The 22,816-nt window shown below is 59.3% G+C and carries 19 protein-coding genes and 1 pseudogene; 12 read left to right on the plus strand and 8 right to left on the minus strand.

The features are described from left to right. The 7 genes from BN1233_RS44765 to BN1233_RS18055 all read left to right on the plus strand — a co-directional run. The coding region (locus tag BN1233_RS44765; protein ID WP_048707836.1) for a UDP binding domain-containing protein at positions 1 to 199 on the plus strand (199 nt) is incomplete at its 5' end. 47 nt (positions 200 to 246) lie between these two features. Continuing rightward, positions 247 to 1,221, plus strand: coding sequence for a UDP-glucuronic acid decarboxylase family protein (locus BN1233_RS18030; protein ID WP_046864948.1), 975 nt, complete (start codon positions 247 to 249; stop codon positions 1,219 to 1,221). Between the two features lie 241 nt (positions 1,222 to 1,462). Further along, positions 1,463 to 2,386: an NAD-dependent epimerase/dehydratase family protein gene (locus BN1233_RS18035; RefSeq protein WP_046864949.1), complete on the plus strand. Its 924-nt coding sequence runs from the start codon at positions 1,463 to 1,465 to the stop codon at positions 2,384 to 2,386. 387 nt (positions 2,387 to 2,773) lie between these two features. After that, the gene (locus BN1233_RS43020; protein WP_053086443.1) at positions 2,774 to 4,225 is read left to right on the plus strand and encodes a class I SAM-dependent methyltransferase; all 1,452 of its coding nucleotides are present in this window, start codon (positions 2,774 to 2,776) and stop codon (positions 4,223 to 4,225) included. Positions 4,226 to 4,281: 56 nt separating this feature from the next. Beyond that, the gene (locus BN1233_RS18045; protein ID WP_046864950.1) at positions 4,282 to 5,409 is read left to right on the plus strand and encodes a glycosyltransferase family 2 protein; all 1,128 of its coding nucleotides are present in this window, start codon (positions 4,282 to 4,284) and stop codon (positions 5,407 to 5,409) included. Between the two features lie 49 nt (positions 5,410 to 5,458). Continuing rightward, complete coding sequence (locus BN1233_RS18050) at positions 5,459 to 7,936, plus strand: glycosyltransferase (protein ID WP_074078316.1); 2,478 nt, start codon at positions 5,459 to 5,461, stop codon at positions 7,934 to 7,936. A gap of 311 nt (positions 7,937 to 8,247) precedes the next feature. Further along, positions 8,248 to 9,198 (plus strand): class I SAM-dependent methyltransferase, encoded by a 951-nt coding sequence (locus tag BN1233_RS18055; protein WP_046864952.1) that lies wholly within the window; start codon positions 8,248 to 8,250, stop codon positions 9,196 to 9,198. Positions 9,199 to 9,561: 363 nt separating this feature from the next. On the opposite strand, the gene BN1233_RS43025 is transcribed toward BN1233_RS18055, so the two are convergent. After that, on the minus strand, positions 9,562 to 9,786 hold the full coding sequence (locus BN1233_RS43025) for a hypothetical protein (protein ID WP_063776631.1): 225 nt from the start codon (positions 9,784 to 9,786) through the stop codon (positions 9,562 to 9,564). A 247-nt stretch (positions 9,787 to 10,033) separates the two neighbouring features. On the opposite strand from BN1233_RS43025, the gene BN1233_RS18065 reads away from it, so the two are divergent. The 3 genes and pseudogenes from BN1233_RS18065 to BN1233_RS43030 all read left to right on the plus strand — a co-directional run bounded on the left by BN1233_RS18065 (position 10,034) and on the right by BN1233_RS43030 (position 13,177). Then, the gene (locus BN1233_RS18065) at positions 10,034 to 10,864 is read left to right on the plus strand and encodes an ABC transporter permease (protein WP_046864953.1); all 831 of its coding nucleotides are present in this window, start codon (positions 10,034 to 10,036) and stop codon (positions 10,862 to 10,864) included. Between the two features lie 163 nt (positions 10,865 to 11,027). After that, a pseudogene (locus BN1233_RS18070) lies at positions 11,028 to 11,615 on the plus strand (ABC transporter ATP-binding protein); the annotation flags it as partial. Between the two features lie 320 nt (positions 11,616 to 11,935). After that, entirely contained in the window at positions 11,936 to 13,177 is a 1,242-nt protein-coding gene (locus tag BN1233_RS43030) for a phospholipase A2 family protein (protein WP_052763841.1), read from the plus strand. Between the two features lie 89 nt (positions 13,178 to 13,266). Here BN1233_RS43030 and BN1233_RS51120 read toward each other — a convergent pair whose 3' ends face one another. Continuing rightward, on the minus strand, positions 13,267 to 13,446 hold the full coding sequence (locus BN1233_RS51120) for a HepT-like ribonuclease domain-containing protein (protein ID WP_052763842.1): 180 nt from the start codon (positions 13,444 to 13,446) through the stop codon (positions 13,267 to 13,269). A 93-nt stretch (positions 13,447 to 13,539) separates the two neighbouring features. Then, complete coding sequence (locus BN1233_RS18085; protein ID WP_046864956.1) at positions 13,540 to 13,866, minus strand: nucleotidyltransferase family protein; 327 nt, start codon at positions 13,864 to 13,866, stop codon at positions 13,540 to 13,542. A 220-nt stretch (positions 13,867 to 14,086) separates the two neighbouring features. Here BN1233_RS18085 and BN1233_RS18090 point away from each other — a divergent pair, with 220 nt between their 5' ends. Then, a complete protein-coding gene (locus BN1233_RS18090; protein ID WP_046864957.1) occupies positions 14,087 to 15,526 on the plus strand; it encodes a glycosyltransferase in 1,440 nt (479 codons plus the stop codon). A 3-nt stretch (positions 15,527 to 15,529) separates the two neighbouring features. Next, on the plus strand, positions 15,530 to 16,321 hold the full coding sequence (locus BN1233_RS43035) for a class I SAM-dependent methyltransferase (RefSeq protein WP_048707975.1): 792 nt from the start codon (positions 15,530 to 15,532) through the stop codon (positions 16,319 to 16,321). Here the strand turns inward: BN1233_RS43035 and BN1233_RS18100 are convergent. From BN1233_RS18100 to BN1233_RS18120, 5 genes are all read right to left on the minus strand, one after another. Beyond that, on the minus strand, positions 16,263 to 17,444 hold the full coding sequence (locus BN1233_RS18100) for a glycosyltransferase (protein WP_046864958.1): 1,182 nt from the start codon (positions 17,442 to 17,444) through the stop codon (positions 16,263 to 16,265). The two genes, BN1233_RS43035 and BN1233_RS18100, sit on opposite strands and share 59 nt — an antisense overlap. Then, positions 17,441 to 18,628, minus strand: coding sequence for a glycosyltransferase (locus tag BN1233_RS18105; protein WP_082145521.1), 1,188 nt, complete (start codon positions 18,626 to 18,628; stop codon positions 17,441 to 17,443). Before BN1233_RS18105 ends, BN1233_RS18100 begins: the two co-directional genes overlap by 4 nt. Beyond that, positions 18,597 to 19,475 (minus strand): class I SAM-dependent methyltransferase, encoded by an 879-nt coding sequence (locus BN1233_RS43040; protein ID WP_048707972.1) that lies wholly within the window; start codon positions 19,473 to 19,475, stop codon positions 18,597 to 18,599. The genes BN1233_RS18105 and BN1233_RS43040 overlap by 32 nt, the downstream gene beginning before the upstream one ends. Positions 19,476 to 19,815: 340 nt before the next feature. Then, positions 19,816 to 21,741 carry an asparagine synthase (glutamine-hydrolyzing) gene (gene asnB / locus BN1233_RS18115; RefSeq protein ID WP_046864959.1) on the minus strand — a complete coding sequence of 642 codons (1,926 nt, stop codon included), beginning with the start codon at positions 21,739 to 21,741 and terminating at the stop codon, positions 19,816 to 19,818. Between the two features lie 81 nt (positions 21,742 to 21,822). Beyond that, positions 21,823 to 22,743, minus strand: coding sequence for an MBL fold metallo-hydrolase (locus BN1233_RS18120; RefSeq protein ID WP_046864960.1), 921 nt, complete (start codon positions 22,741 to 22,743; stop codon positions 21,823 to 21,825). Positions 22,744 to 22,816 lie beyond the last annotated feature (73 nt).

Raw genomic sequence — 22,816 nt, forward strand, 5'->3', positions numbered from 1 at the left:
TGCGGCGGGTGCCGATGCGCTGGTGATCGTCACCGAATGGGACCTGTTCCGGGCGCTCGATCTCGAGCGCCTCAAGGCCGCCCTGAACGCCCCCGTGCTCGTCGACCTCAGAAACATCTACCGCCCTGACGAAATGCAACGCGCAGGGTTTAACTATGTCAGCGTCGGACGGGGCACCGAGGCGGGAGAGCCCGCGTGAGTGCAGATCGCACGGACTTGAAGATCTAGAAGAGCAATGGGAAAGCTATGCATTTAGAAAGGCGTGTTCTGATTACCGGTGGAGCTGGCTTTTTGGGGTCTCATTTAGCGGAGAGACTACTGAGCGACGGATACCAGGTACTGTGCGTTGACAACTTTTACACAGGTGCGCGGCGCAACATCGAGCACTTGCTTAGCCATCCTCATTTCGAGCTTCTCCGGCACGACATTACGCATCCGCTCTTTGTAGAGGTAGATGAAATTTACAATCTTGCTTGTCCAGCCTCACCCATCCACTATCAGCGAGATCCTGTCCAAACAACGAAAACCAGCGTGCTTGGCGCAATCAACATGCTTGGCCTCGCCAAACGCCTTCGTGCAAAAGTGTTTCAGGCTTCTACGAGCGAGATCTACGGTGACCCGACCGTCCATCCCCAACCGGAGACCTATTGGGGCAATGTCAACACGATTGGGCCACGTTCATGCTATGACGAGGGCAAACGATGCGCTGAGACCCTTTTTTTCGATTATTGGCGCCAACACAAGCTGCAGATCAAGGTCGCACGAATTTTCAATACTTACGGCCCCCGTACACATCCAAACGACGGTCGAGTGGTTTCGAGCTTCATCGTCCAGGCGCTTCTGAATCGCGATATCACCGTCTTCGGTCGCGGCGAACAAACTCGCTCCTTCTGCTATGTTGATGATCTTGTCGACGGATTTGTACGGTTGATGGACAGCTCTGCCGATGTCACAGGGCCTATCAACCTCGGCAATCCAGGTGAATTTACGATTCTCGAACTCGCAAAGCTCATAATCGACTTCACCGGATCACGCTCGAAGATAGTCCACCAGCCATTACCTCAAGACGATCCTAAACAACGCCGGCCGGACATATCTCGGGCACAGGAAACACTCGGCTGGGCACCCAAGGTGCCGCTCCGCGAAGGGCTAAAGAAAACAATCCCATATTTCGAAACCCTGCTGTCTCAAGGTTTGGTGCAGCGCATGATTGCTGTATGAGTTGTCGTGGCCGCTTGTTAGAGACCGAACCGTCCCGCTCGATCGTCTCGAGCATGAAACCGGCACAGGCGGTGTGCAACACTCGCCAACCGCACAATAAGGCATGCAAAGGCATCGACCACAAACCCAACCTAAACGATTAGCAATTTCGAGCGGCGTTGCAATGGTAGCTTTAACGGCATTTGCATGTTAACCACCTCCTGCCAGCTTCCCTCTGCCATTCTAGGCGATATCAGGTCTCATGATTGGAATATATGGCGCGAACGGATTCATTGGCCGCCATTTGATAGCGCGGCTGGTGTCCAGGAAGCTCCCAGTTCGTGCAGTATCTAGACATATCGGTACCGATCTCATTGATCGGTTCCCAAAGGGTGTCGACTTCTTGGAGGGGGACATCCAAGACTCATTTACAATGGCTTCGTCTCTTCAAGGTGTTCAAACAATTGTTCAGCTGATCAGCACGTCAAGCCCCGGTTTGCAGAACCGTTACAATGTCCTGGATATCCGTGACAATGTCATCCCACATGTCGAGTTTCTGCAAAGCGCCATATTGGCAGGAGTCAAGAAGTATATTTTTATTTCATCTGGCGGTACCGTCTACGGACCGGGAGCCAAAACGCCAATTCGAGAAGACGCTCCTACTAATCCAATCAGCTCTCACGGCCTTACGAAACTAGCTATCGAAAAATATCTTCAGATGCATGGCTATGTCGATGATCTGAATTACGTAATTTTGCGTGTCGCCAATCCATTTGGTCCCGGCCAAGCCTTTCGAAAAGGGCAGGGTCTAATACCTGCTGTGCTCTCGCGCTATTCCCTCGGGCAGCCAGTGCAGATCATAGGCGACGGTAGAGCACAGCGCGATTATATATTCATCGACGATGTTATCGATGCAATTGAAGCTTCCATTGCTCGGGAAACTGCTCACAAAGTAATTATCAACGTGGGAAGTGGACGGGCTCGTTCAATTCTCGAAGTCGTTGATGCAATGGAATCGGTGCTCGGTTTTCGCTTTGAACGCGAGTTCGTCCTTTCACGCAAAACCGACGTCGACGTAAATGTGCTCGACATCCGGCGCGCACGGCAGTTACTTGACTGGGCGCCAAAGACGGATTTCCGGCAGGGCTTAGCGGAGACACTATTAGACGCAGTAAAAATGTCATAGTTCGGCTCAACGCGAGAACGACTTACTGAGCCCGCGCCAGCAACGGCGCCTGTCATAAGTTTCGCTCTTCTAGATACTACGTGCCGGAACAAGGGATCGTAAATCCAAGTCCGATTGCTGTCTCAATAGGGTCTGACGTGGTAGTCTGCTAAACTGCATCCACTGGCGATCTCTTTGTGAACCGCACGGAGGTTGGCAGGAACGGATTCTTAGGCCGGTAGCCCTGAACAGCTTGACTTCGTGTAGCGCGTCGGATCATTAGGCAGACACATATCCGGTGCCTTTGAGATAGTTTGAGCACTCCTGCGGCCCAAACGGGTCGCGGACGGCGCTACTGGCCTGCCAGAGGACCTTGAACAGACATGAGTCTTCGGAAAGGAGACCAGATTGAACGATTTAAGCCCTAGTGACTTCTTTTCGATCAGACTGCCGGTAGAACAACCTAGTCGACTTGTCTTGCCCGTCTCCTGGACAGGTCACGTTCCATTCGCGTCGTGGCTTGTTGCCGCCCTGCGTCCAAGGATCATTGTTGAACTCGGCGTTCACACTGGTACGTCCTACTGCGCGTTTTGCGAGGAGGTAAGACGGGCGAAGCTCGACACAGCCTGTTATGGCATTGATACGTGGCGTGGGGATGAGCACGCCGGGTTTTATGGTGGCGAGGTGCTCCAAGAGTTGCGAGCATTTCATGACCCGCTCTACGGCTCCTTTTCAACCCTCATTCAGTCGACGTTCGACGAGTCGTTGCTCTATTTTCGTGATGGTTCGGTGGACCTGTTGCATATCGATGGTTGTCATACCTACGATGCCGTTAAACACGATTTTAATACGTGGCGCCCTAAACTCAGTAACCGCGCCATTGTACTATTTCACGACACGAACGTTCACGAAAACCAGTTCGGTGTATGGCGCTTCTGGGAGGAGCTCAAAACTGCCCATCACCATTTTGAATTCGTTCACTCGCACGGTTTAGGTGTTCTCGCAGTCGGCGACGATGTACCTCATGTCGTTAAGCGGCTTTTCGAGCTAGATTCTGCGGGCACTGCTTCTATTAGAAACATTTTTGCGTCACTCGGCCAGAACTTGACCGAGATCGCGCGTCTCAGGAATGCGATCAAGACAGTCTGGGACGAAGCAAAGCAGTCTTACGAAGCGCTCTCATCGACAAGAGAAGCGGAGATGGAGCGCCTCGTACACGAGCTAGAGAATATTCGGGCCGACGCGGAGCAGGCAGCTGAATTGAAAGTGCAACTCCGGCGAAGGACCGAGGATGCTGAGCACTTAACGGCAAGGCTTGCTCGCGCGCACGCTAGAGCGGACGAAGTGGAGAAACAGCTTCAGGTGCAAGCTGCGCAGCGGCATGCTACAATGGACGAGCCAGAGAGAGCATCTAAGGCGCAAGCCTCGCGGCACGACGCGGAACTACAGGCCGTCCTGCAAAGCACCTCTTGGCGGATTACGGCGCCAATTCGATTGGTCTTGGAGCGTCGGCGAGGATTACGCCGAATTGCGAGAGGCTCTGCAAAACTTGTTGTCTGGACGCTAACCGGGCGGCTGCTGTCGCGGTTGAAGCTAAGGCGGGATACCGCTCTTATTGCGAAATCTGGTTTGTTTGATCCTCGGTGGTACGTCGACCACAATCCCGATGTCGCACAAAGCGGAGTAGATCCGCTGATCCACTTCGTTGAGTTTGGCGGGCGGGAAGGGCGGGATCCCAGCCACCTGTTCCGAAGCTCTTGGTATCTCGAGCAGCACCCCGATGTAAGTGTAAACGGGACGAATCCCTTGATTCACTATCTGCGAACAGGTCAAGCAAAGGGGTACGCCCCAAAACCGTAGGGAACGGCTATCCATTCCTGACAAGCTCTCGTAATTCCTGCGAACATGAAAAACAGATGACAAGCATTGCCGATTACCTCGCACCGCTATCGGTTGTGATCCCCACCTATAACCGAGCCGAGTTGATCGGCGAAACCCTGCGGATCTGTAATCAGCATGCAGGCGGTGTGCCGTTGGAGTTTATTGTCATCGACGACGGTTCGACGGATCATACGCCGCAAGTGTTGCACAAGCTTGAAGCTGAGATTCCGGGGCTCACGTGGCGCAGCGTTGAAAACGGTGGTCCGGGTCAAGCACGGAATCTTGGTTGTTCCCTCGCGAAGCACGACGTTATTCTTTTCCTAGGAGACGATATCCAGCCTCTGAACGATGATTTCTTTCGCGTTCACAGCCGCATTCATGCCGCTTTTCCATCTGACCGCTATGCCGTTCTTGGCAAAGCCGTTTGGCCAACGAAAGAACCCGCATACTTCAATTTTGTGATGGCTCACATCCAGGGGCACCGGGGTGAGCAATTCGGGTATGCGGACATGATCCCATATAGTTGGCTTGATTGCAGGTTCTTCTATACGATCAACATCTCGGTCAAGAAGTCAGTCGTTAGCGATTGGAAGTTGGAAGGGTTTCGACCAGAGCTCACGCTCGCAGCTTTCGAGGATGTAGAATTCGCCTACCGCCTGAGTAAGCAGGTTGGTGGATTCAAGATCTTCTATGATCCGGGCTCAATAGGGCAGCACATTCATCCATATACCGCCGAAGGTTTCATGGCGCGGCAACATGCTGCTGGTATGATGGCAAAGGTACTCTTTGATATTCATCCAGAGATGGTCGAAGTTCTGCATTTAGTAGATTTCATGCAATCGCTTCGGAGCCAGCCCAATGCTACTAACTGTGCCTCCGCGGACTATCTGTCTATTATTGAGGGCATCAAGGCATGGGTTAGGGTTCTTGATCGGCAACATGCGCTTGGTCGTGCGGCGTGGCACAATGATCTTCTTACAGCAGTATTCCACCTGTCCTTTTTGCAAGGCCTGCTAATCGCCTCGGCTGACGCAACGTCCAATATCAGCGGAGCTTACGAGTACATCTTGGACAAGTTCTCGCAGCATATTAATTGCGTAATCGACCATGAGCTTACGGCGCACGAGTTCATGAAGGCAGGTTTTCTCCGAGCCGGACACTAAGCCGATTTTCTTAGGGTTCAAGTAATTCGAGGGGCAGTCTGACAACTCCATGTTCTCGGTAGTCATTCCAGTATACAATCACCGACGATATCTTGAGCGGGCACTCCTTTCCGCTCTGCGCTCACATCTGGTGAGTGAGGTTCTGGTGGTCGATGATGGATCCTGTGATGGATCATCTGACCTACTAAGGCATTTGTCGAATGTATTCGGACCACGCATTGTTGACCTCACAACTGAGGGGGAAGGGAACAAGGGCGCTCACTATCGGCTCAACCAGCTCATCGAGACAGCGAGAAGTGAATGGATTGCGGTTCTGAATTCCGATGACGAGTTTGTATCGGGCCGGTTCGACATGATAAAAGCCCTGGTTCGAGCGAATCGGAGCGATTTTATTTCAGGGTCTCTCCTCATCTGCGATGAGCACGATCGCCTGATTGGGACCAAGCGAGGCATCGTCGATCCGGAATACCCCATTCCGCAGCGGCCTGATCGCGATAGGCGGGCATTTTTCGCTCGTGAGATGCTCGTGCTGCTCTGCAATCAAAATTTCATTGCCACGACGAGCAATATGGCTTTCCGGAAAAGTCTCTTTCGCCAAGTTGGAGGCTTTCGCGATTACCGGTATGTACATGACTGGGACTTTGCCCTCCGCGCCTGTGTGACCGGTCGGTGCCTTTTCACGTACAATCCTCTAACAATATATCGCGCGCATTGTGCGAACACGATCAAAGAGCCCTCGTCCCATGTGGATGGCGAGGTCGTGCGCCTTTTTGCGAGATTTCTAAACGACTTCCCCGAGTTGGAGCGCGACGAGCAAATACGCGAGGCCCTTGAAAGCAACCGACATCTCGGCCGCTATTGCCCGCCGGTGAACACGAATGGGCAATATTCACGGATTATTGCAGTTGATTCGACCCCTTCTGGCGGCCCTTCGGCAGTGTCGATACAGCATTCCGCTGGGAAAGATCAGTTGGTTCACTTGGCAGCAATGGAGCGACCATTGCCTGTTCGCGCCCTGAACAATGCCGCGCTGGCGCTGGTGGCGGCCCCGTACGATTTCATGCTTGTCTCGGAAACACTCGACGAGCCGCCAATTGTTGCACTTTCAAGCCTTTCCGACAACGTATTGATGAACGAGCGGGCGCGTCAATTCTTCCTCGAAGGAAAGACACCTCAAATACCTATGCGAGGCCGGATCATCCGCAACGTGCCACAGCTAGACGCTCGAACTCGGATAGTCGAGTTGACGAGCCTGACAGGGTTTCAGAACGCGCGCCTAGAAGGCGCAACTGTTACGATACCAGGTCTCACCGACGGATCAGGTTGCGCTAGAGTTTCTCAATGTGAGGTTACTCTCCGGATGCCCATGAGATCTGGAGAAAAACCGCTCTGTTTCGTTTTGCCTATCTTTCTTGCGGTCGGTGGTGTCGAGCGCAACATGGTCGAGGTGCTAAGGATCTTAAGGGCCGATTACGATTTCGTGATCGTAACGTCGGAACGCCTCGCGAAGCACCAAGGGAGCCTACACCATCAACTTGATGATCTCCAAATTCCAGTGCTTGACTTGGGTGAAGCCGCCGAGCCGGCGCGACATTTGTTAATCATCGATCTGTTAAGACGTCACTTTAGGCCCGACCTTGTCTGGATCTGCAACGGCTCGCCTTGGCTGGCCGACAATGCCGATCGGATTCGGCGAGTTTTTGCCAATATCCCTATAGTGGATCAACAGGTCTACGATACAGAACATGGTTGGATTAATCGGTACCGCGAACGGGGGATCCAGTCATTTGACCGGTTTATTGCTACAACGCGGAAGATCATGAACAAATTCGTGAGTGATATCGGAATTCCAGCTAACCGTATTGACCTCATTTACTCTTCGATCGATTCCCAGAAACTTGCCCTAAAGAAGGGAGATCAGGAGTTGGAGCGCTCATTGCGGCAAGATGCGGGGATGCCACTTGACGCGCGCATTTATGCTTTTATCGGGCGTCTCACGGCTCAGAAACGCCCCTTGGAGTATTTGGGCTTAGCTAAACGTGCGGCCAACCATGGATTACGGGACCAGTTTTTGATAGTCGGCGACGGAGAGTTGCGCGCTGCATGTGAAGCCTACATCGAGCGTGAAGAGCTTCGAAACGTGCGGATGATTCGATACTGTGAGGATCTGAGCACAATAGTGAACATGATGGACGGCCTTATCATAACTTCCGAATTTGAGGGCCTTCCGATAGCTCTACTGGAGGTGCTCGCCTTGGGGAAACCGGCAATGGCCACGAATGTTGGGGACATTGACGTCATTTTGAGTGAGCATGGGAGCGGGCTCATTGCACCACTTGACGGCGGATCTGAGGCGTTGTGGGAGGTATTTCAGCAGTGGCGCACGGACCTCCGTGCGTATCGTCAGAACGCAGAAGCGCATGCTGCCGACATTCGAGAGCGCTTTTCTAACGTGAACATTGCGGCACAATATCGGGCCAGTTGGATGGCTGCAATCAAGCACGTGCGCGGGGAGCGAGTGGGTTGATCGTTCCGCACGTGGGGTTGCGCCGGCATGTGTTTTTCTGATCGGAATTGGACCGCCGCGTTCAGCTAAAGAGCTACTGAGAGTTGTCAAGGGATTCTGTGGTTGCCGCACATTTCGCTGGTTTCGAAACAATCGCGGAACGTGTTCCATTATTACTTTAGTCCACCACAGCTGGCTCTAGCTACTGGTTACCGATGTAGGTTTATGTGCTATTACACCAAAGCAGAGTTGTCGGTTCTTACTGCTTTGGTTGAAACCTGGCGGATGGATGTTCTATACGATGTTCTCGACATTGATGGGATTGAAGGGCTATGGAAGACTATCAAACTGCCACAAGAGCCACTCTCAGTGAGGAGTGGAAGGCATCGCGAGCTCTTCTGGATTGGATGCACGCGCCAAACATGGCCAATTACGTTAACAAGTTAGTGTCAGGTCGGGAGTTAGAAGAGGGTGGCCACTGGGCGATCTATGCCAGAGAGAAGTTTGTACGCGCCTTAGGCGACCACCGGCGAACAGGGCTCTCAATGGTGTCTTTGGCCTGTGGGGCCGCTCATATTGAAGAGTCATTGCTTCAGTTCGGCTGGCCGGTATCTCGAGTTCTCGGTCTTGAATATGATTCTGAATTGAGACGGGCAGCCGCGGAACGGTTCGCCAAGATAGACGGTGTGGAAGCACGTTTTGAGTTCTACGACTTCAACGCTCCACACGCGATTGCGGAAAAGTTTGATCTTGTGTTTACTTGTCACTCGATCCATCATGCTGCAGATCTTGAAAAATTTTTACCGGCCATTAATAACCTGCTAGCTGAGGACGGCATAATTATTGGAATTGATTACTTCGGACCAGCGCGATTTCAGGTCGAGTACGATGTCCGGCCCATTATTAACGAACTCGACGCGATATTACCAGACGAATTGAAGCATGATCTCCGGTTCGAAAGCTGTCATGTAAATCCGTCGTTCCATTACGCCACCATTGAGGAGGTGCGCAACGCAGACGTGTCGGAGTCGGTCAGAAGCTCTGATCTTCGTACTTTACTATTCGCGAATTTTCCTATTGTCGAAATCAAGCCGATGGGTGGAACTCTTCTGCGCTGGCTACTGCAGTATAGAGCAGGCAATTTCAACCCGGACAACCCTTGTCATATGTCAATTGCGAGGCTGCTCCAAGTAATCGAACGGAACCACATTGAGAAGGGGACAATCCGTTCTGACGATCTTTTCTTCGTCTTGAGGAAGAGCGCGCGACTAGGAAATACTTAAACGTAGATTAAAACCAAGGGTCTCGATTGCCGATTGCTTTGGCTGGCGGGTCCGAGTGCGCACCGAGTCACGATAAGGTCAGCATCTCTATCTATAACTACGGGAAACAGAGATGGAATCACGATTCAGTTCAGTGCGCTTAAAACAGTGAAACGGTTTCCTGAGTCTTTATCCAATCACACCGTCTGCGAAGCTCGAGAAGCCTTCCCGGTAGCCCCATTGCAGAAAGTGCTGCAGCGGGTCGGCCGCGGCCACGTCAGTATAGTGCGCCAGGTAGTCCCGAGTGTCGAACTGCCCGGACGGATCGCGTCGCTCGCGCCAACCCGACTCGTGATAGTGCCGCAGGGGATTGACGCTGGCAGCCTACACGTCCCGATACGCCGCGAGATACGCGATCGCGTCGAAATAGGCGTTCGGGTCCCGGCCCTCCCGCCATCCAAACCTGTTGTAGTGGTCGAGCGGATCCATTCCGGCCTGCGCGACATCCCGATTGGCGTGCAGATAGAACTCGAAGTCGAACTCGTCCTGGATCCGGCTCCCGACAAACAAGGACGCCCCAGTCGGCGAGATGGGCCGGTCGGCAAACATCAACACCTCGATGCCGTTGTGACCGGTCACTCGCGACCGATGGTCGCTATGTGCCTTGAAGGCCCAGGTTGGACCTTATGGCGAATTGCCCGAAGCAAGCAGCCGCACAGCGCAGCTTGGACATCAGCGCTGGTGACGCTAGAAGCACCGCCATTGCGTTCCCGATGCCGTGGTGCCTTGCTGGGGCTGACAGGATCATGAGAGGGCCTCTCAAGGAATGAGCAGAACAGGATCAGCGATAACGGCCATGATCGGGGCAGGTTCCCAGGACCTGGCGTTCGCGGCCAGCAGTTCTCATGCCCGTGCATGGCGCGACGTTCGGGAAGGGCTCGAGAGCTGGCGCATCTGGTGGCTCCTCGGCATTGGCGATATTCGCCAACGCTACCGCCGCTCCCGCATCGGGCAATTCTGGATCACGCTCAGCGTGGCGGTGTTCATCACGGCCATCGGTGTCGTTTACTCGACGCTTTTCAAGCAACCCATCACGGAATATCTACCCTATCTCGCGACGACCTACATCATCTGGACGCTGATCTCCGGCATCATCCTGGATAGTACGAGCGCCTTCATCCAGGCGGAGAGCTTCCTGCGGCAGCAGGCGATGGCGAAATCGACTTTCATCCTGCGCGTGCTCGTCCGTAATCTCGTTGCCTTCGGGCACAACATCATCGTACTGCCGATCGTCTTCCTGATTTTTGGCGTCGCCCCGTCCTGGACCTGGCTGGCTGCCCTCGCTGGGCTTCTGCTGATTCTTGTGGCCGGGTTCCTGGCCGGCCTGATCCTCGCCATTCTCTGCACTCGCTTCCGCGACCTGCCGCAGATCATTCAGAACTTCGTCCAGGTCATGTTCTTCGTCACGCCCATCATGTGGCGGAGCGATCAGCTCGGCGTGCAGGCGCTCTATATCGTCGGGTTGAACCCATTCGCAGCCTTCCTCCGCATCGTCTCGGAGCCGCTCCTCGGGCGTGTGCCAGGGCTCCTGACCTATGCGCTGGCGCTCCTCACGATCGCGGCCCTCGCGCTTATTGCGTGGCCACTGTTCCGGCGCTACCGGCCTCGCATCGTATATTGGCTCTGAGGAGTTGACGGTGGCATCCATCGCATTGCGTAACGTCGGGATCGATTTTCCAATCTACAACGCTCGTGGACGTTCGCTCAAAACGAATGTATTGCGCCGCGTCGGCGGTCACATCGAGGGGCAGGGCAGCGGGATCGTCACAATCGAGGCCCTGCGCCAGGTCAATCTCGATCTGCGTCCTGGGGATCGTCTGGCCCTCGTCGGCCATAACGGAGCCGGAAAGTCCACCCTTCTCCGCGTGCTCTCGGGTGCCTACGAGCCGACCCACGGCTCCGTCGAGATCCGTGGCAAGATCTCGTCTCTGGTCGATCTTGCCCTCGGGATGGACGCAGAGTTGACGGGGCGCGAGAACATCGTGCTGCGCGGCGTGATCCTCGGGCTCACGTTCAAGGAGATCGAGGCACTCGCTCCGGAAATCGAGGAGTTCTCGGAACTCGGCGGCTTCATGGGCCTGCCGATGCGAACCTATTCCAGCGGCATGGCCCTGCGTCTTGCTTTTGCAGTGTCCACGGCCGTTCAGCCGGATATCCTCCTGCTCGACGAATTGATCAGCGTCGGGGATGCGGGCTTCGCTGAGAAATCGAAAGCGCGCATGCAGCAGATCGTCGAGAAGTCGCGAATTCTCGTGTTGGCCTCGCACAGCCCCGAGATGCTCAGGGAGTACTGCAACCGGGCGGTGCTGCTGAAGGAAGGACAGGTCGTCCTGGACGGGTCCCTGGACGAGGTGCTGGAGGCGCATGCGGCAGGCTGAGAGATGGGGCCGGGCTCACAGCCAGCATAGGATTGGAGACGAGGGCGCGTTTCTCTATTCCAGTGATCGCAGGCGCCTTGCGCATGTACCGGTTAATCTTCCGGTGCGTGCGCGAGCGATGCGCCAGTCTCCTCGCCGCCTTCGTTACAGGCATTGGTGGGGAACCCGCGCCGGATCCTGCATTCTTCCGCACGTCGAGAGCATACCCACCTGTGAGTTCCGCGATAGCTCCACGGCCAGGCGTCCACTCCCGGGAACTTAGATCGCCTAGAGTGCGTTCAAAGGTTTTCCGAGCACCTCGATGCTGAATGGAGGACTCTGTGTCGATCAACTGGCTCGTTACCGTCTCAACCCCGTACGTCACCATTCCGACCTATGGCAACTACGGCGGGCCGCACTACTCCGGCGGCGTGGTTCTGCAGCCGGGCCAGACACCGCCGGCGGCTGATCCTGTCGACTCCTTGGACGCCCTGTTTCAAGCGCATGATCTTGCCTATGCCACAGCCATCGACAGGCTGGCCTTCGCCCAGGCGGATCTCCAGCTTATCCGTGGCATTGCGGGTCTCACGGATGCTCAACTCAGTGATGAGGGCCATCTGTACGGCGGCGCAACTCAACTCGCGCTGGTCGATCAGATCGAAAACAGGTACGGACACCCCGAGCTTTTCGGCCCCGGCGAGCGGGACGCTCTCCGCGAGGATGCGTTAGGAAATCTGGCGCAGGGGCGCCCCACTCCGGAGGCCAATGAGATCGCGGCGGTCCCGGATCTTCTCAACAATTTGAGAGCCTATGCTGAGGGTGGGGCGCCTCGCGTCGACATCAACGATGCATTCGTTCTCGTTGATGACAGGTTCTACTTTGACCATAACTTCGACATCCTCGTGGCCGGTGTTGATCCTGACCAGCACTATAGCGACTTCGGATGGCATGAGGGCCGAGATCCGAATGCCCTCTTCAGCACGAACGGATATCTCTCGGCCAATGCTGACGTGAATGCAGCCGACATCAACCCGCTGGACCACTATCACCAGCATGGCTGGCGCGAAGGACGGGATGCCTCCGCGAAGTTCGATACGACCCTCTACCTCCAGCATAATCCCGACGTGAAGGCGGCGAATATCGATCCGCTTGAGCATTATCTCGCCTTCGGGCAGGCGGAAGGGCGCCAGATCTACGCTGCAGTCGGCACCAACATCCAAGGCACTTTCGATGCCGAGTTCTACCTTCTGGCCAATCCGGATGTCGGCTTGGCCGGAGTGAGTGCGGCCTCTCACTTCCAGACCTTTGGCTGGAAGGAGAAGCGCGACCCGAACGCCTACTTCGACACCAGTGCCTATCTTGCTGCGAACCCGGACGTCGCCGCGGCAGGGGTGAATCCTCTGGACCACTACAACACCTATGGCTGGAAAGAGGGCCGTGATCCATCGGCCGCATTCGACACGTCGAGCTACCTGGCAGCCTACGCCGATGTGGCTGCCGCGGGCGTGAATCCGCTCCAGCACTTCCTGCAGTTCGGCATCTACGAGGGCCGTTCCGCCTTCGCAGATGGAGCGATCACATAGCCAGCCGGGACTGCGGCCCGTGACGGGCGCCAAGCAAACGTTGGGTGCGATCTGATCAAGCAAGCGGCAGGTCGCCTTCGGCCTGCCGCTTATGACTCTCGTAGTGGATCGGAAATATCGCGCAGGAGTTCCTCGAGCCTCGCGCGAAGGTCCGGAAGGCGGCTCTCGACGACGTCCCAAACGAGCCGATCATCGACAGAAGCATAGCCATGAATGAGCACGTTGCGAAACGCGACGATCTGAGAGAGAGATACGGCTGCTCGGAGCATCTCGTCGCTTTGGTAGCGGTCGAATATCCGGCCGTGAAGCGAGCGATGCGTTCTGCGGCCCGGCTTGCATCCCAGAGATACTTTGCAGCCCGCTCACCGAGCATCGCGTTGGGCCACCGGGTAAAGCGTACGCTTTTCGGCCTGAATGCGGCGCCGGAGATAGGGATTCTCGAGCGCTGGTTCCGTTAAGAGGTCGACGGAACGGCCGAACAGCGTCTCGAGCGCGTCCTTGAGGCCGAAATACGCCTCTGCGTATTCGCCCGGGGGAAGCGACTCCTCAAAGGCGACCAGGAAATCGAGATCGCTTTCAGTGGGGTCGAAATGTCCTGTTGCGGCGGAGCCGAACAGATCGAGCCGGCGGACATGGAAGCGGCGGCAGATTGCGGCGAGCGCCGGGCTGGGCCGAATGAGAGCGGACATAGGAGTAAGCTAACTCGCTGAGGCGTTGGTCGCAGATGCGCGTGCAGTCCGCCAGTTCACCCTGCGGCCTCACAGCCTCGGCCACTCTCTCGACCAGTTGGCTGATTGATGCCGGACAAGCTTGCCGTGTTGATAGGTTTGTAGACTTCGCCAACAGGGACCTGATGCCTCCAGCTTCTCTTCGCCGGCATGATTCCCTGTCGGTCCCCCACGACGTCCCGTGACGTCCGCTTTCGTGATTCGCATTGCGGCGCCTCTCTACCGGCGTCTTCGGCCTCTGGCCCGGCGCTCGCTGTCCTACGCCGTCAAAGAGCGGCTTGCGCCGCTCGCCGAGGCTGCATTCGCCGGAGAGATCGAACACCGGTTTGATCGCCGCGCCATCGCCCTGCGCATGGCGGAGCCCGCCTTCGTGCCCGAACTCTTCGCCCGAGGGCCCATCCTCCTCGTCAACAATGCCCTCGCATGGGGCGGTGTCGAACGGCAGGTCGTCAACACGCTTCTTGGGGTTGCCGATCTGACCGAGCTCTCCCTCGGGCTCCTCTGCCTGCGGCTCGGGGAGAGCCCGGACCACGATTTTTACAAGCCGGCGCTCGCGGCGTTTGCCGGCTTCGTGCGTAATGCGATGGATCCGGATGCGGCCGAGGAGGCGCTCGCCCGGACGCTTGATGACGCCGCGCTCCTGCGCATCAAGGCTGCGATCGGCTGGCTGCCCGACGCCGTGCGGGCCGAAGTCCTCCGCTTCGCGGCCGAGTTCGCATCGCTCAAGCCCTCCGTCGTGCATGCCTGGCAGGATGCGGCGAGCATCGCGGCCGGCTATGCGGCGCGGCTCGTCGGGGTGCCGCGAATCATCCTCTCGGGCCGGAATGTCGCCCCGCCGAACTTCGCCACCTTCCGCCCCTACATGGTCCACGCCTATCGGGAGCTCGCCGCCTGTCCGGGCGTCGTGCTCGTGAACAATAGCGAGGCGGGGGCGGCGGATTACGCGCGCTGGCTCGGCCTGCCGCCGGATCGCTTCCGGGTGAAGCGCAACGGCATCGATCCCCCTCGGAGCCAGCGGGCCAATCCGGGTTCCGTCGTGGCGCTGCGGGCGCGCCTTGGGATCCCGGAGGGCGTTCCGGTCGTCGGATCGATCTTCCGGTTTTGCGAGGAGAAGCAGCCGTTCCTCTGGATCGAGGCCGCTGCCCTCGTGGCCCGCTGCCGGCCGGACGCTCACTTCGTGATCTTCGGGGCAGGGCCGCTCCGGGAGAAGGCGCTTGCTCTCGCGGCACGGCGCGGGCTCGGCACCCGGCTGCATTTCCCCGGCACGATGTCGGATGCGGCGCTCGGGCTTTCCCTGCTCGACGTCTTCCTCCTCACCTCCCGGTTCGAAGGCACGCCGAACGTCGTTCTCGAGGCGAGTATCCTCGGCGTGCCGGTGGTGGCCACCGAGGCCGGCGGCACGCGGGAGGCGATCGCGCCGGGGAGCACCGGGATCCTCGTGCAGGAGCATGATCCCCGCCGCATCGCCGATGCGGTTCTCTCCATCCTGGGTGATCCGGCCTGGGCACCACGCGCGCGGAAGGAGGGGCCTCGCTTCGTGGCGGAACGGTTCGGGTTCGCGCGCATGCTCGACGAGACGCTCCGGCTTTATGGCCTCTCCGGCGAACCGCAGGCGCGCTGATCCATGTTCTGCCTCGCCCATCTCGATGCCGTTCGCGCCGCGGAGATCGAGCTCGTCGCGTCGTATCTGCGCCCCGGCGCGCGCATTCTCGAGATCGGCGCCGGAACGGGCCAGCAGGCGCACGCGCTCGCGCGGCGCGGGTTCGACATCGCGGCGATCGAGATCGCCTCGTCGAACTACAGCGCCGAACGCATCTTTCCGATCATCGATTATGACGGGCGCGTGATCCCGTTCGCGGATGCGTCTTTCGACATCGTGTTCTCGTCCAACGTCCTCGAGCATGTCCCGGATCTCGCGCAGATGAGCCGGGAGATCCGCCGCGTCCTCGCGCCGGGCGGTCTCTGCATCCACGCGATGCCGACCCATGCCTGGCGGTTCTGGACGAGCGTCTCGGCCTTTCCGGATGCCCTGCAGCAGGCCTTCTCGTTGCGCCACAAGCTTCTGCCGCGGGCGGGTGCGTGGCGCGCGTTCGCCCGGGCCTGGCTGCAGGTGGCCCGGCATCTCGCCGGCGCCGTGTTTCAGCCGCGTCACGGAGAGCGCGGCAATTCCCTTAAGGAACTATGGTTGTTCCACCCGCGCTGGTGGCGGCAATCCTTTCGGGAGAACGGCTTCGAGATCCTGCGCGATGCGCCGATGGGCCTGTTCTACACGGGGCACATGGTGTTCGGCTTGAAGTGGAGCATCGAACGCCGTGCGCATCTCGCGCGGGTGCTCGGCAGCGCCTGCCATCTCTTCGTCACTCGGCCGGTTCCGGCAGGAGACGGAACCGTCGGGCCGGGTTCAGCGCAGCGCTGACCACGAGATTCGTGTAGAGATCCTCGTATTGCCGGACCATGCGGTCGATCGTGAAGTGCTCGCACACGATTTGCCGCCCTTGGGCGCCGATCCGCCGGCTCACCCGAGCCTCCAGTCCACAGAGGAACGTCAGCGCCCGCGCCAGTTCGTCCGGTGCGCGCGGTGGCACGATCACGCCGCTCGCCTTCAGCATCCGGGCCGTATCGCCGACATCCGTCGCGACGATGGGAATCCCGCAGGCCATGGCCTCTGCCACAACGTTCGGAAAGCTCTCGCCATAGGCGGAGGAGAGCGCGAGCATGTCGAGGCCGGCGAGGAGCTGCGGCATGTCCTTGCGCTCGCCGAGAAGGTGCACGCGGCCGGCCAGCCCGTTTTCTGCAATGGCCTGCTGGAGCGTTGCGTTCTCGCTCGTGATGCCACATCCGCCCATCACGAACGCCGCGCGAGGATAGGCTTTCGCGACAGCGCCGGCCGCTGTGAAGAAGGTGCCATGGTCCTTCATCGGATCGAACCGGGCGAAATGGCCGATCAGAAGAGTGTCACGTGGCAGTTCCAGCTCAGCCCGCAGGCGTCGCCCGGCATCCTGGCGTGGCCGAAACTCGTCGGTATCGTAGCCGTTCGGGACATGCACCCACCGCCTCGGCCGATAGCCAGCAGCGGAATGGGCCTGTTCGGCTGCGTGCGAGTTCGCAATGATGGCCGTTGGCTGCCCCGAAAGCCGCGCCAGCATCCGCACCAGCACGCGGTGCATCCGCTTTCCGTCGGTGCCTCCCATCTCCGAGTTTCGCAGGTTCCAGACGAGCGGTATGCCGGTCCCTGCAGCGGCCAGGGTGCCGAAGAGATCGGCGTGGTAGAGCCACGTCTGGAGCACTTGAGGACGGGATTCTGCCAGAAGCGCTTTCAACCGCAGAAGAGCCGCGAGGCTCGACTGCCCCTGGCGCATCCCGAGCGAGTGGATCTCCACGCCGCGTGAGACCAGTTCCTCGAAGAACGGCGTCGGCGGCCTCATCGAGATGACGACGTTGTGGAATCGCCCTGGATCCATGCGGGTCACGAGACGCGACAAGGTCGTCTCCGCTCCTCCTCGGACCAGCCCGGTAATGAGGTGAACGACGGTGATCATGCGTGCACGAGCGTGCCGAGCGCGTGCTCCGTGCGTTCGACGAGGTTCTCCGCGGAGAAGTGCTCCGCTCGCTGCCGTGCCAGCCGGGCGAGCATTTCGCCCTCGTGATCGCACCTTCTGAGCACCCAAAGGAGCGCGTCTGTGAGATCATCGGGATCGCCCGGCCGCGCGACCTCTCCGGCCTCTCCCACGATCCCGGCGGCGTCGCCGACATCCGTCACGACGCAGGGCACGCCGCAGGCCATCGCCTCGAGGACGACGTTCGGGAAGCCCTCGCCGTAGCGTGAGGACGAGCACAGGACATCGAAAGCCGGATAGACGTTCTCGATATCCGAAACCGCTATACGTATCGTGATCCGCCCTGATGGATAGAACACCGATGCACCCTGTCGGAGCGCCTGCAATTCCTTCGCATCGCCCGAGACGATGCAGACGGCATGCACGTTCCGTCTGCGCTCTCCCAGCTTCATGAAGGCCTGGAAGAAGGTCTCGTGATCCTTCATCGGGTCGAGGCGTCCCACATGTCCGATGAGCGTCGCATTGACCGGGAGCCCGAGAGATCGGCGCTTCGCCTCCCGCTTCTCGGGTTGCGGCCTGAAGCGCGTCAGATCGATTCCGTTCGGGATGGTTTTCAGCCTGTCCTGCCGAAAGCCTCGCGCCGCCGCCCGAGTTGCTCCGGCCTTCGAATTGGCGATCGCGAGATCCGCCCATCCGGAGAGCCGCCCTTCGCAGACCCACGCCAATCGGCTCAGCCAGTCGTAGCGCGCCATGTCCATGTCGGAGGCGCGGATACCCCACACGATGCGCGGCCGCGGTCTGACGGTGTGCGCCGCGAGCGTCAGGAGATTGGCGACGGGCAGATAGCCATGGACGATGTCAGGTTCGAACTCTTCTATCGCGCGCCGAAGCTTTCGCAACGGCGCAACAATATCCCAGCGGCTCGTCTTCGCGAGGCGGATCAGCTCGACATCATATCCCGCGAGATCCTGCTCGAGGTCGCCGCCACTGTAAAAGGTCGCGATCGCGATCCCGTATCCTCGGTTGGCCAGCAATCGCGCCAAAAGCACCAGTTGACGCTCGGCGCCGCCGATGCCGAGCGCCCGGCAGACGAACAGGATCCGCAGGCGAGGTGGTGCAGGGGAGGGCAGCCCCTCAGCGCTTGGGGCGGCGAAATACATATTCATTGCAGCCGCTCCCGAAGAGGCCCGAGCCCTGTTGCTCGCAGAAGGTTCGAACGGTGATGAGGTCCAGTCTTCGGCCGAACGCGAGCATGTTGGCTTCGCTGATCGACTCGTAAGGATAGCCGCCGAGCCAGTCGCGCACGTCGGTCATGAATTCCATGCCGCGATGTTGTTCGTAGGATTCCCGGTACTGCTCGAGACTTCCGCCGCGCCTACGCAGCGCTAGCGAGAGGCCGGCGAGGTAAAGCCGCTCGATCATCCGGCGCACGGGGCGAGGGGCTGCCGTGTAGAGGCGCTTCTCGTGTTTCCACAACCGGCAGAACGGTGTCTTGCGGTAGAGCGCCAGGCACAGCAGGCCGCCTGGCGCGACCTGTTCTGCCGCGCGCTCGATGGCGCGGTGCATGGCGCCGGTGTGGTGGAGAACACCCCACGCATAGACGATGTCGTAGCTAGGGTCTTCCGCGAGTTCGAGCACGCTGCCGACGCGCACCGTCCATCGGCCGTTCGGCGCGAATTGCGAGAAAACACGCCGCGTCGTCTCGGCCGAATGCGGATCGATGTCGATCGCCGTGACTTCGTCCGCGCCGAGCCTCAGCGCTGCCAGCGCATGCAGGCCCGATCCGCATCCGATATCGAGGAAGCGTCGCCCGGCGATTTCATCGTTCGGAAATAGGCGGCGAAGGCCTGCTTCTGCCTCGTCGATCGCACGTTCGTCTATGGTGCTCGCGAAGGCGGACCAGTTCAGTCCGAACTCGTAGCGAGAGCCGACATCGATCGAGCTCGAATGATGTGGAAAGTGGGCAACGGACGCATGACATGCGCCGTCAGCGCCGCTATCATTGTTACGCAACACTTGCCTCCGTCGCCCACGTGATTCACAGGGCTTTCGGAGACTCGATCAATTCAGCCGCGCGGCCGGATTCGCTAGGCCTCTTGGCCATAGTCCGCTCGGTACGAAATTCTATGGCTGCATCGTCGGAGAGTGGGTCGCTTCGTATTTCAGCGCCGTGTTTCCCGCGTCACCCGGACGCTTCGCGCCTTACAAGAGAGGTCGCCCCAATTTGGCAGAACGAACCCAAACCTCACCTCTCCCCTTGTGGGAGAGATCGGACGCGAAGCGTCCGAGTGAGGGGTGGCAGCGCCAACCTCTCAGGAAAAGAGGAGGGCGATGAAGCCATACTTGAAACTTTTCACCTCATCCCAATCCCAGGACGCCAGGCGCGCCACCAATCGATGAGCACGAGCACGGCCCAGAGCGAATAGCTCCAATCGGCCGCCCCGCTCTTGTGCTCATTCCACCGGCGCATGATTGGCTCCGGATCGAGAATCTCTATCTGCGCGAGTGATGACGGCGAGAGAAGATCGTCGGCCCACGCGTACAGTGGGCCTCTGAGCCAGCGCCCCATCGGCACACCGAATCCCTGCTTTGGCCGATCGACCAGCGCCCGCGGGACATGGCGATACAGCGTCTCGCGCATGATCCACTTCCCAATGCCATCACGTCTGCGCATCAAGAGCGGCAGCGACAATGCGTGTTCGATGAGGCGGCGGTTGAGGAGCGGCACGCGCGTTTCCAGGCTCGTAGCCATGCTCGCGCGGTCGACCTTGGCGAGGATCGTGTCCGGGAGATAGGTTTCGAGATCGATGAGCTGGAAGAGTGCGAGCGGCGGAAGCTCGAGACGTTCCGCTTCTCTCCAGATCGGATGTGTGGCGTCGCCCCTCGCGAAGCCACCCGGCGGCTCGGACCAGAGCGAGATCACGTCACGATACACATCGGACGATTCCTGGCGCGCGAGCATGCGCGCGGCGCGATGCGCCTTGGCCACGAGGCGATCCGGTGCAATTCCGGTTGCTTTCGCGAGTGCGGGCCACACACTATTTGGGATGCTCGCAATGGCAAGCTTTCCCGTGACACGCACACTCTGTGGAATCCAGCGAAGCGTATCCTGCACGGAGAGTGCGCGGGCATAGCGCTCGTATCCGCCAAAGAGCTCGTCCCCGCCATCGCCCGAGAGGGCGACGGTCACGTGTTGTCGTGCAAGACGCGAGACCAGAAAGGTCGGTATCTGCGCCATGTCCGACAGCGGCTCGTCGTACATCGATGGCAGGAACCGGATGACTTCCGCAGCATCCCGTGCGGACACGACAATCTCGTGATGCTCCGTCCCGAGATGCGCGGCCACGCGCGCCGCATGCCTGGATTCGTCGATCTCCGGATCGTCGAAGCCGACGCTGAAGGTGTGAAGCGAGGAGGCACGTGTGCGAGCCAGGGCGGTGACGAGCGATGAATCGATGCCGCCCGACAGGAAGGCTCCAACCGGAACGTCGGCGACCATCTCCTGCGCGATGGAGCCGGCGATCAGTGCATCGAGTTCCTCAATCGTCTCCACATCCGAGCGGCGTGATTGCAGAGCAGGCCTGAGGTCGCGCGGGCTCCAATAGCGCCGGATCTGCAGCTCGCTACCTTCAGCGATGGTGATCGTGCAGCCGGGTTCGAGCTTGTGCACGTTCGCGAAGATCGTCGCCGGTGCCGGCACATAGCCGAACCTCAGAAAGCTTCCGACACTCGCGGCATCGAGCCGGCGCTCGAAACCCGGAAAGGCAGCAAGCGCCTTGAGCTCAGATGCGAAGAGAAGCCCTCGACCGAGGCGCGACCAGTAGAGCGGCTTGATGCCGACATGATCGCGCACGAGCACGAGCCGCCGCTGGTGCCTGTCCCAGAGCGCAAACGCGAACATGCCCTCGGCACGCTCGAGCATGGCATCGAGCCCCCACTGCGCGATCCCCTCGAGGAGAACCTCCGTGTCGGACCGTGTGCGCAACGCGATGCCCGCCGCTTCGAGATCTCGCCGCAGAGTACCGAAATTGTAGATCTCGCCGTTGAAGATGATCACGAAGCGTCCGCTCCGCGAGGCCATCGGCTGATGGCCGCCGGCGGTGAGATCGACGATCGACAGGCGCCTGTGTCCGAGAGTAACTCCCTCGGCCTCGTCGATATAGACACCCGCATCGTCCGGCCCCCGATGGGCCAGAGTATCCGTCATCTCGGTCAGGACGGCGTGTCTCTCCCGTCCCGTCAGTTCGGGAAATCCGATGAAGCCGGCAATGCCGCACATCCGATGCCTCGCCCTCGTAGATCGAAGGCGGAAGTTCTATCCCGTCAAACCCTTAGGATCCGTCAAGCCCGCGGTATAATATTACGCAGGCCGATACTCTCCGGTCAGGCTCGGCATCCCGTCCGTTCGCACGAGGCCGCGCATCGCGAGATCTTCCAGATGCGCGAAGACCGAGAGCCCCGCGGCCCCGCGGAGCATCGGGTTGAGGCCGACATAGATCGCCTGCACGATCTCCTCGATCCTCTGGTCCCCGGCCGCGATGCGCGCCAGGATCGAGGCCTCGCGCTGCCGGCGGTGATGATGCAGCGCGCGCACGAAGCGCTGCGGATCCCGCACCGGCCCGCCATGGCCGGGCCAGTATACCGTCTCGTCGCGGCCCCGGAGCTTGTCGAGCGAGTTCATGAAATCGTTCATGGAGCCGGCGGGCGGAGCGATCACGGTCGTCGCCCAGGCCATCACGTGGTCGGCGGAGAACAGCGCCTGTTCCTCCGGGAAGGCGAAGCAGAGGTGGTTCGCCATATGGCCCGGCGTCTCCAGCGCGACGAGGCGCCAGCTGGGCCCCTCGATCGTGTCGCCCTCGTGCATCTCCGCGTCGGGGCGGTAATCCCGGTCGCCGCTCGCCTCGAGCGTGTCGGTCTCGCCTGCGGCGAGCGCCCGCGCCTCCCGGTGCGGGCTACAGCCGACGATCACCGCGCCTGTCGCTTCCTGAAGCGCGTGGGCCCCGGGGGAGTGATCGCGGTGCGTGTGGGAGACCACGATATGCGTCACCGTCTCGCCCCGCAGCGCCTCGAGAAGCGCGTCGCGATGGGCCGGGATATCCGGCCCCGGATCGATCACCGCGACCTTGCCGCTTCCGACGATGTAGCTGCAGGTGCCCGTGAAGGTGAACGGGCTGCCGTTACCGGCCACGATCCGGCGGATGCCCGGGCTCAGGCGGAGACAGGTGCCCGGCGCCACGGGGGAAGTGTCGAAAACAGGGTCTTGGGCCGAAGAATCTGACATCGATCTCGTTTGCTGCAAAAGTTCTGCGACGCGTTGCCTGGAGCACTCTTGGCAAGTGCCTTGAGGCTTCGCG

The sequence above is a fragment of the Microvirga massiliensis genome, assembly GCF_001006805.1.
Classification (GTDB): Bacteria; Pseudomonadota; Alphaproteobacteria; order Rhizobiales; family Beijerinckiaceae; genus Microvirga; species Microvirga massiliensis.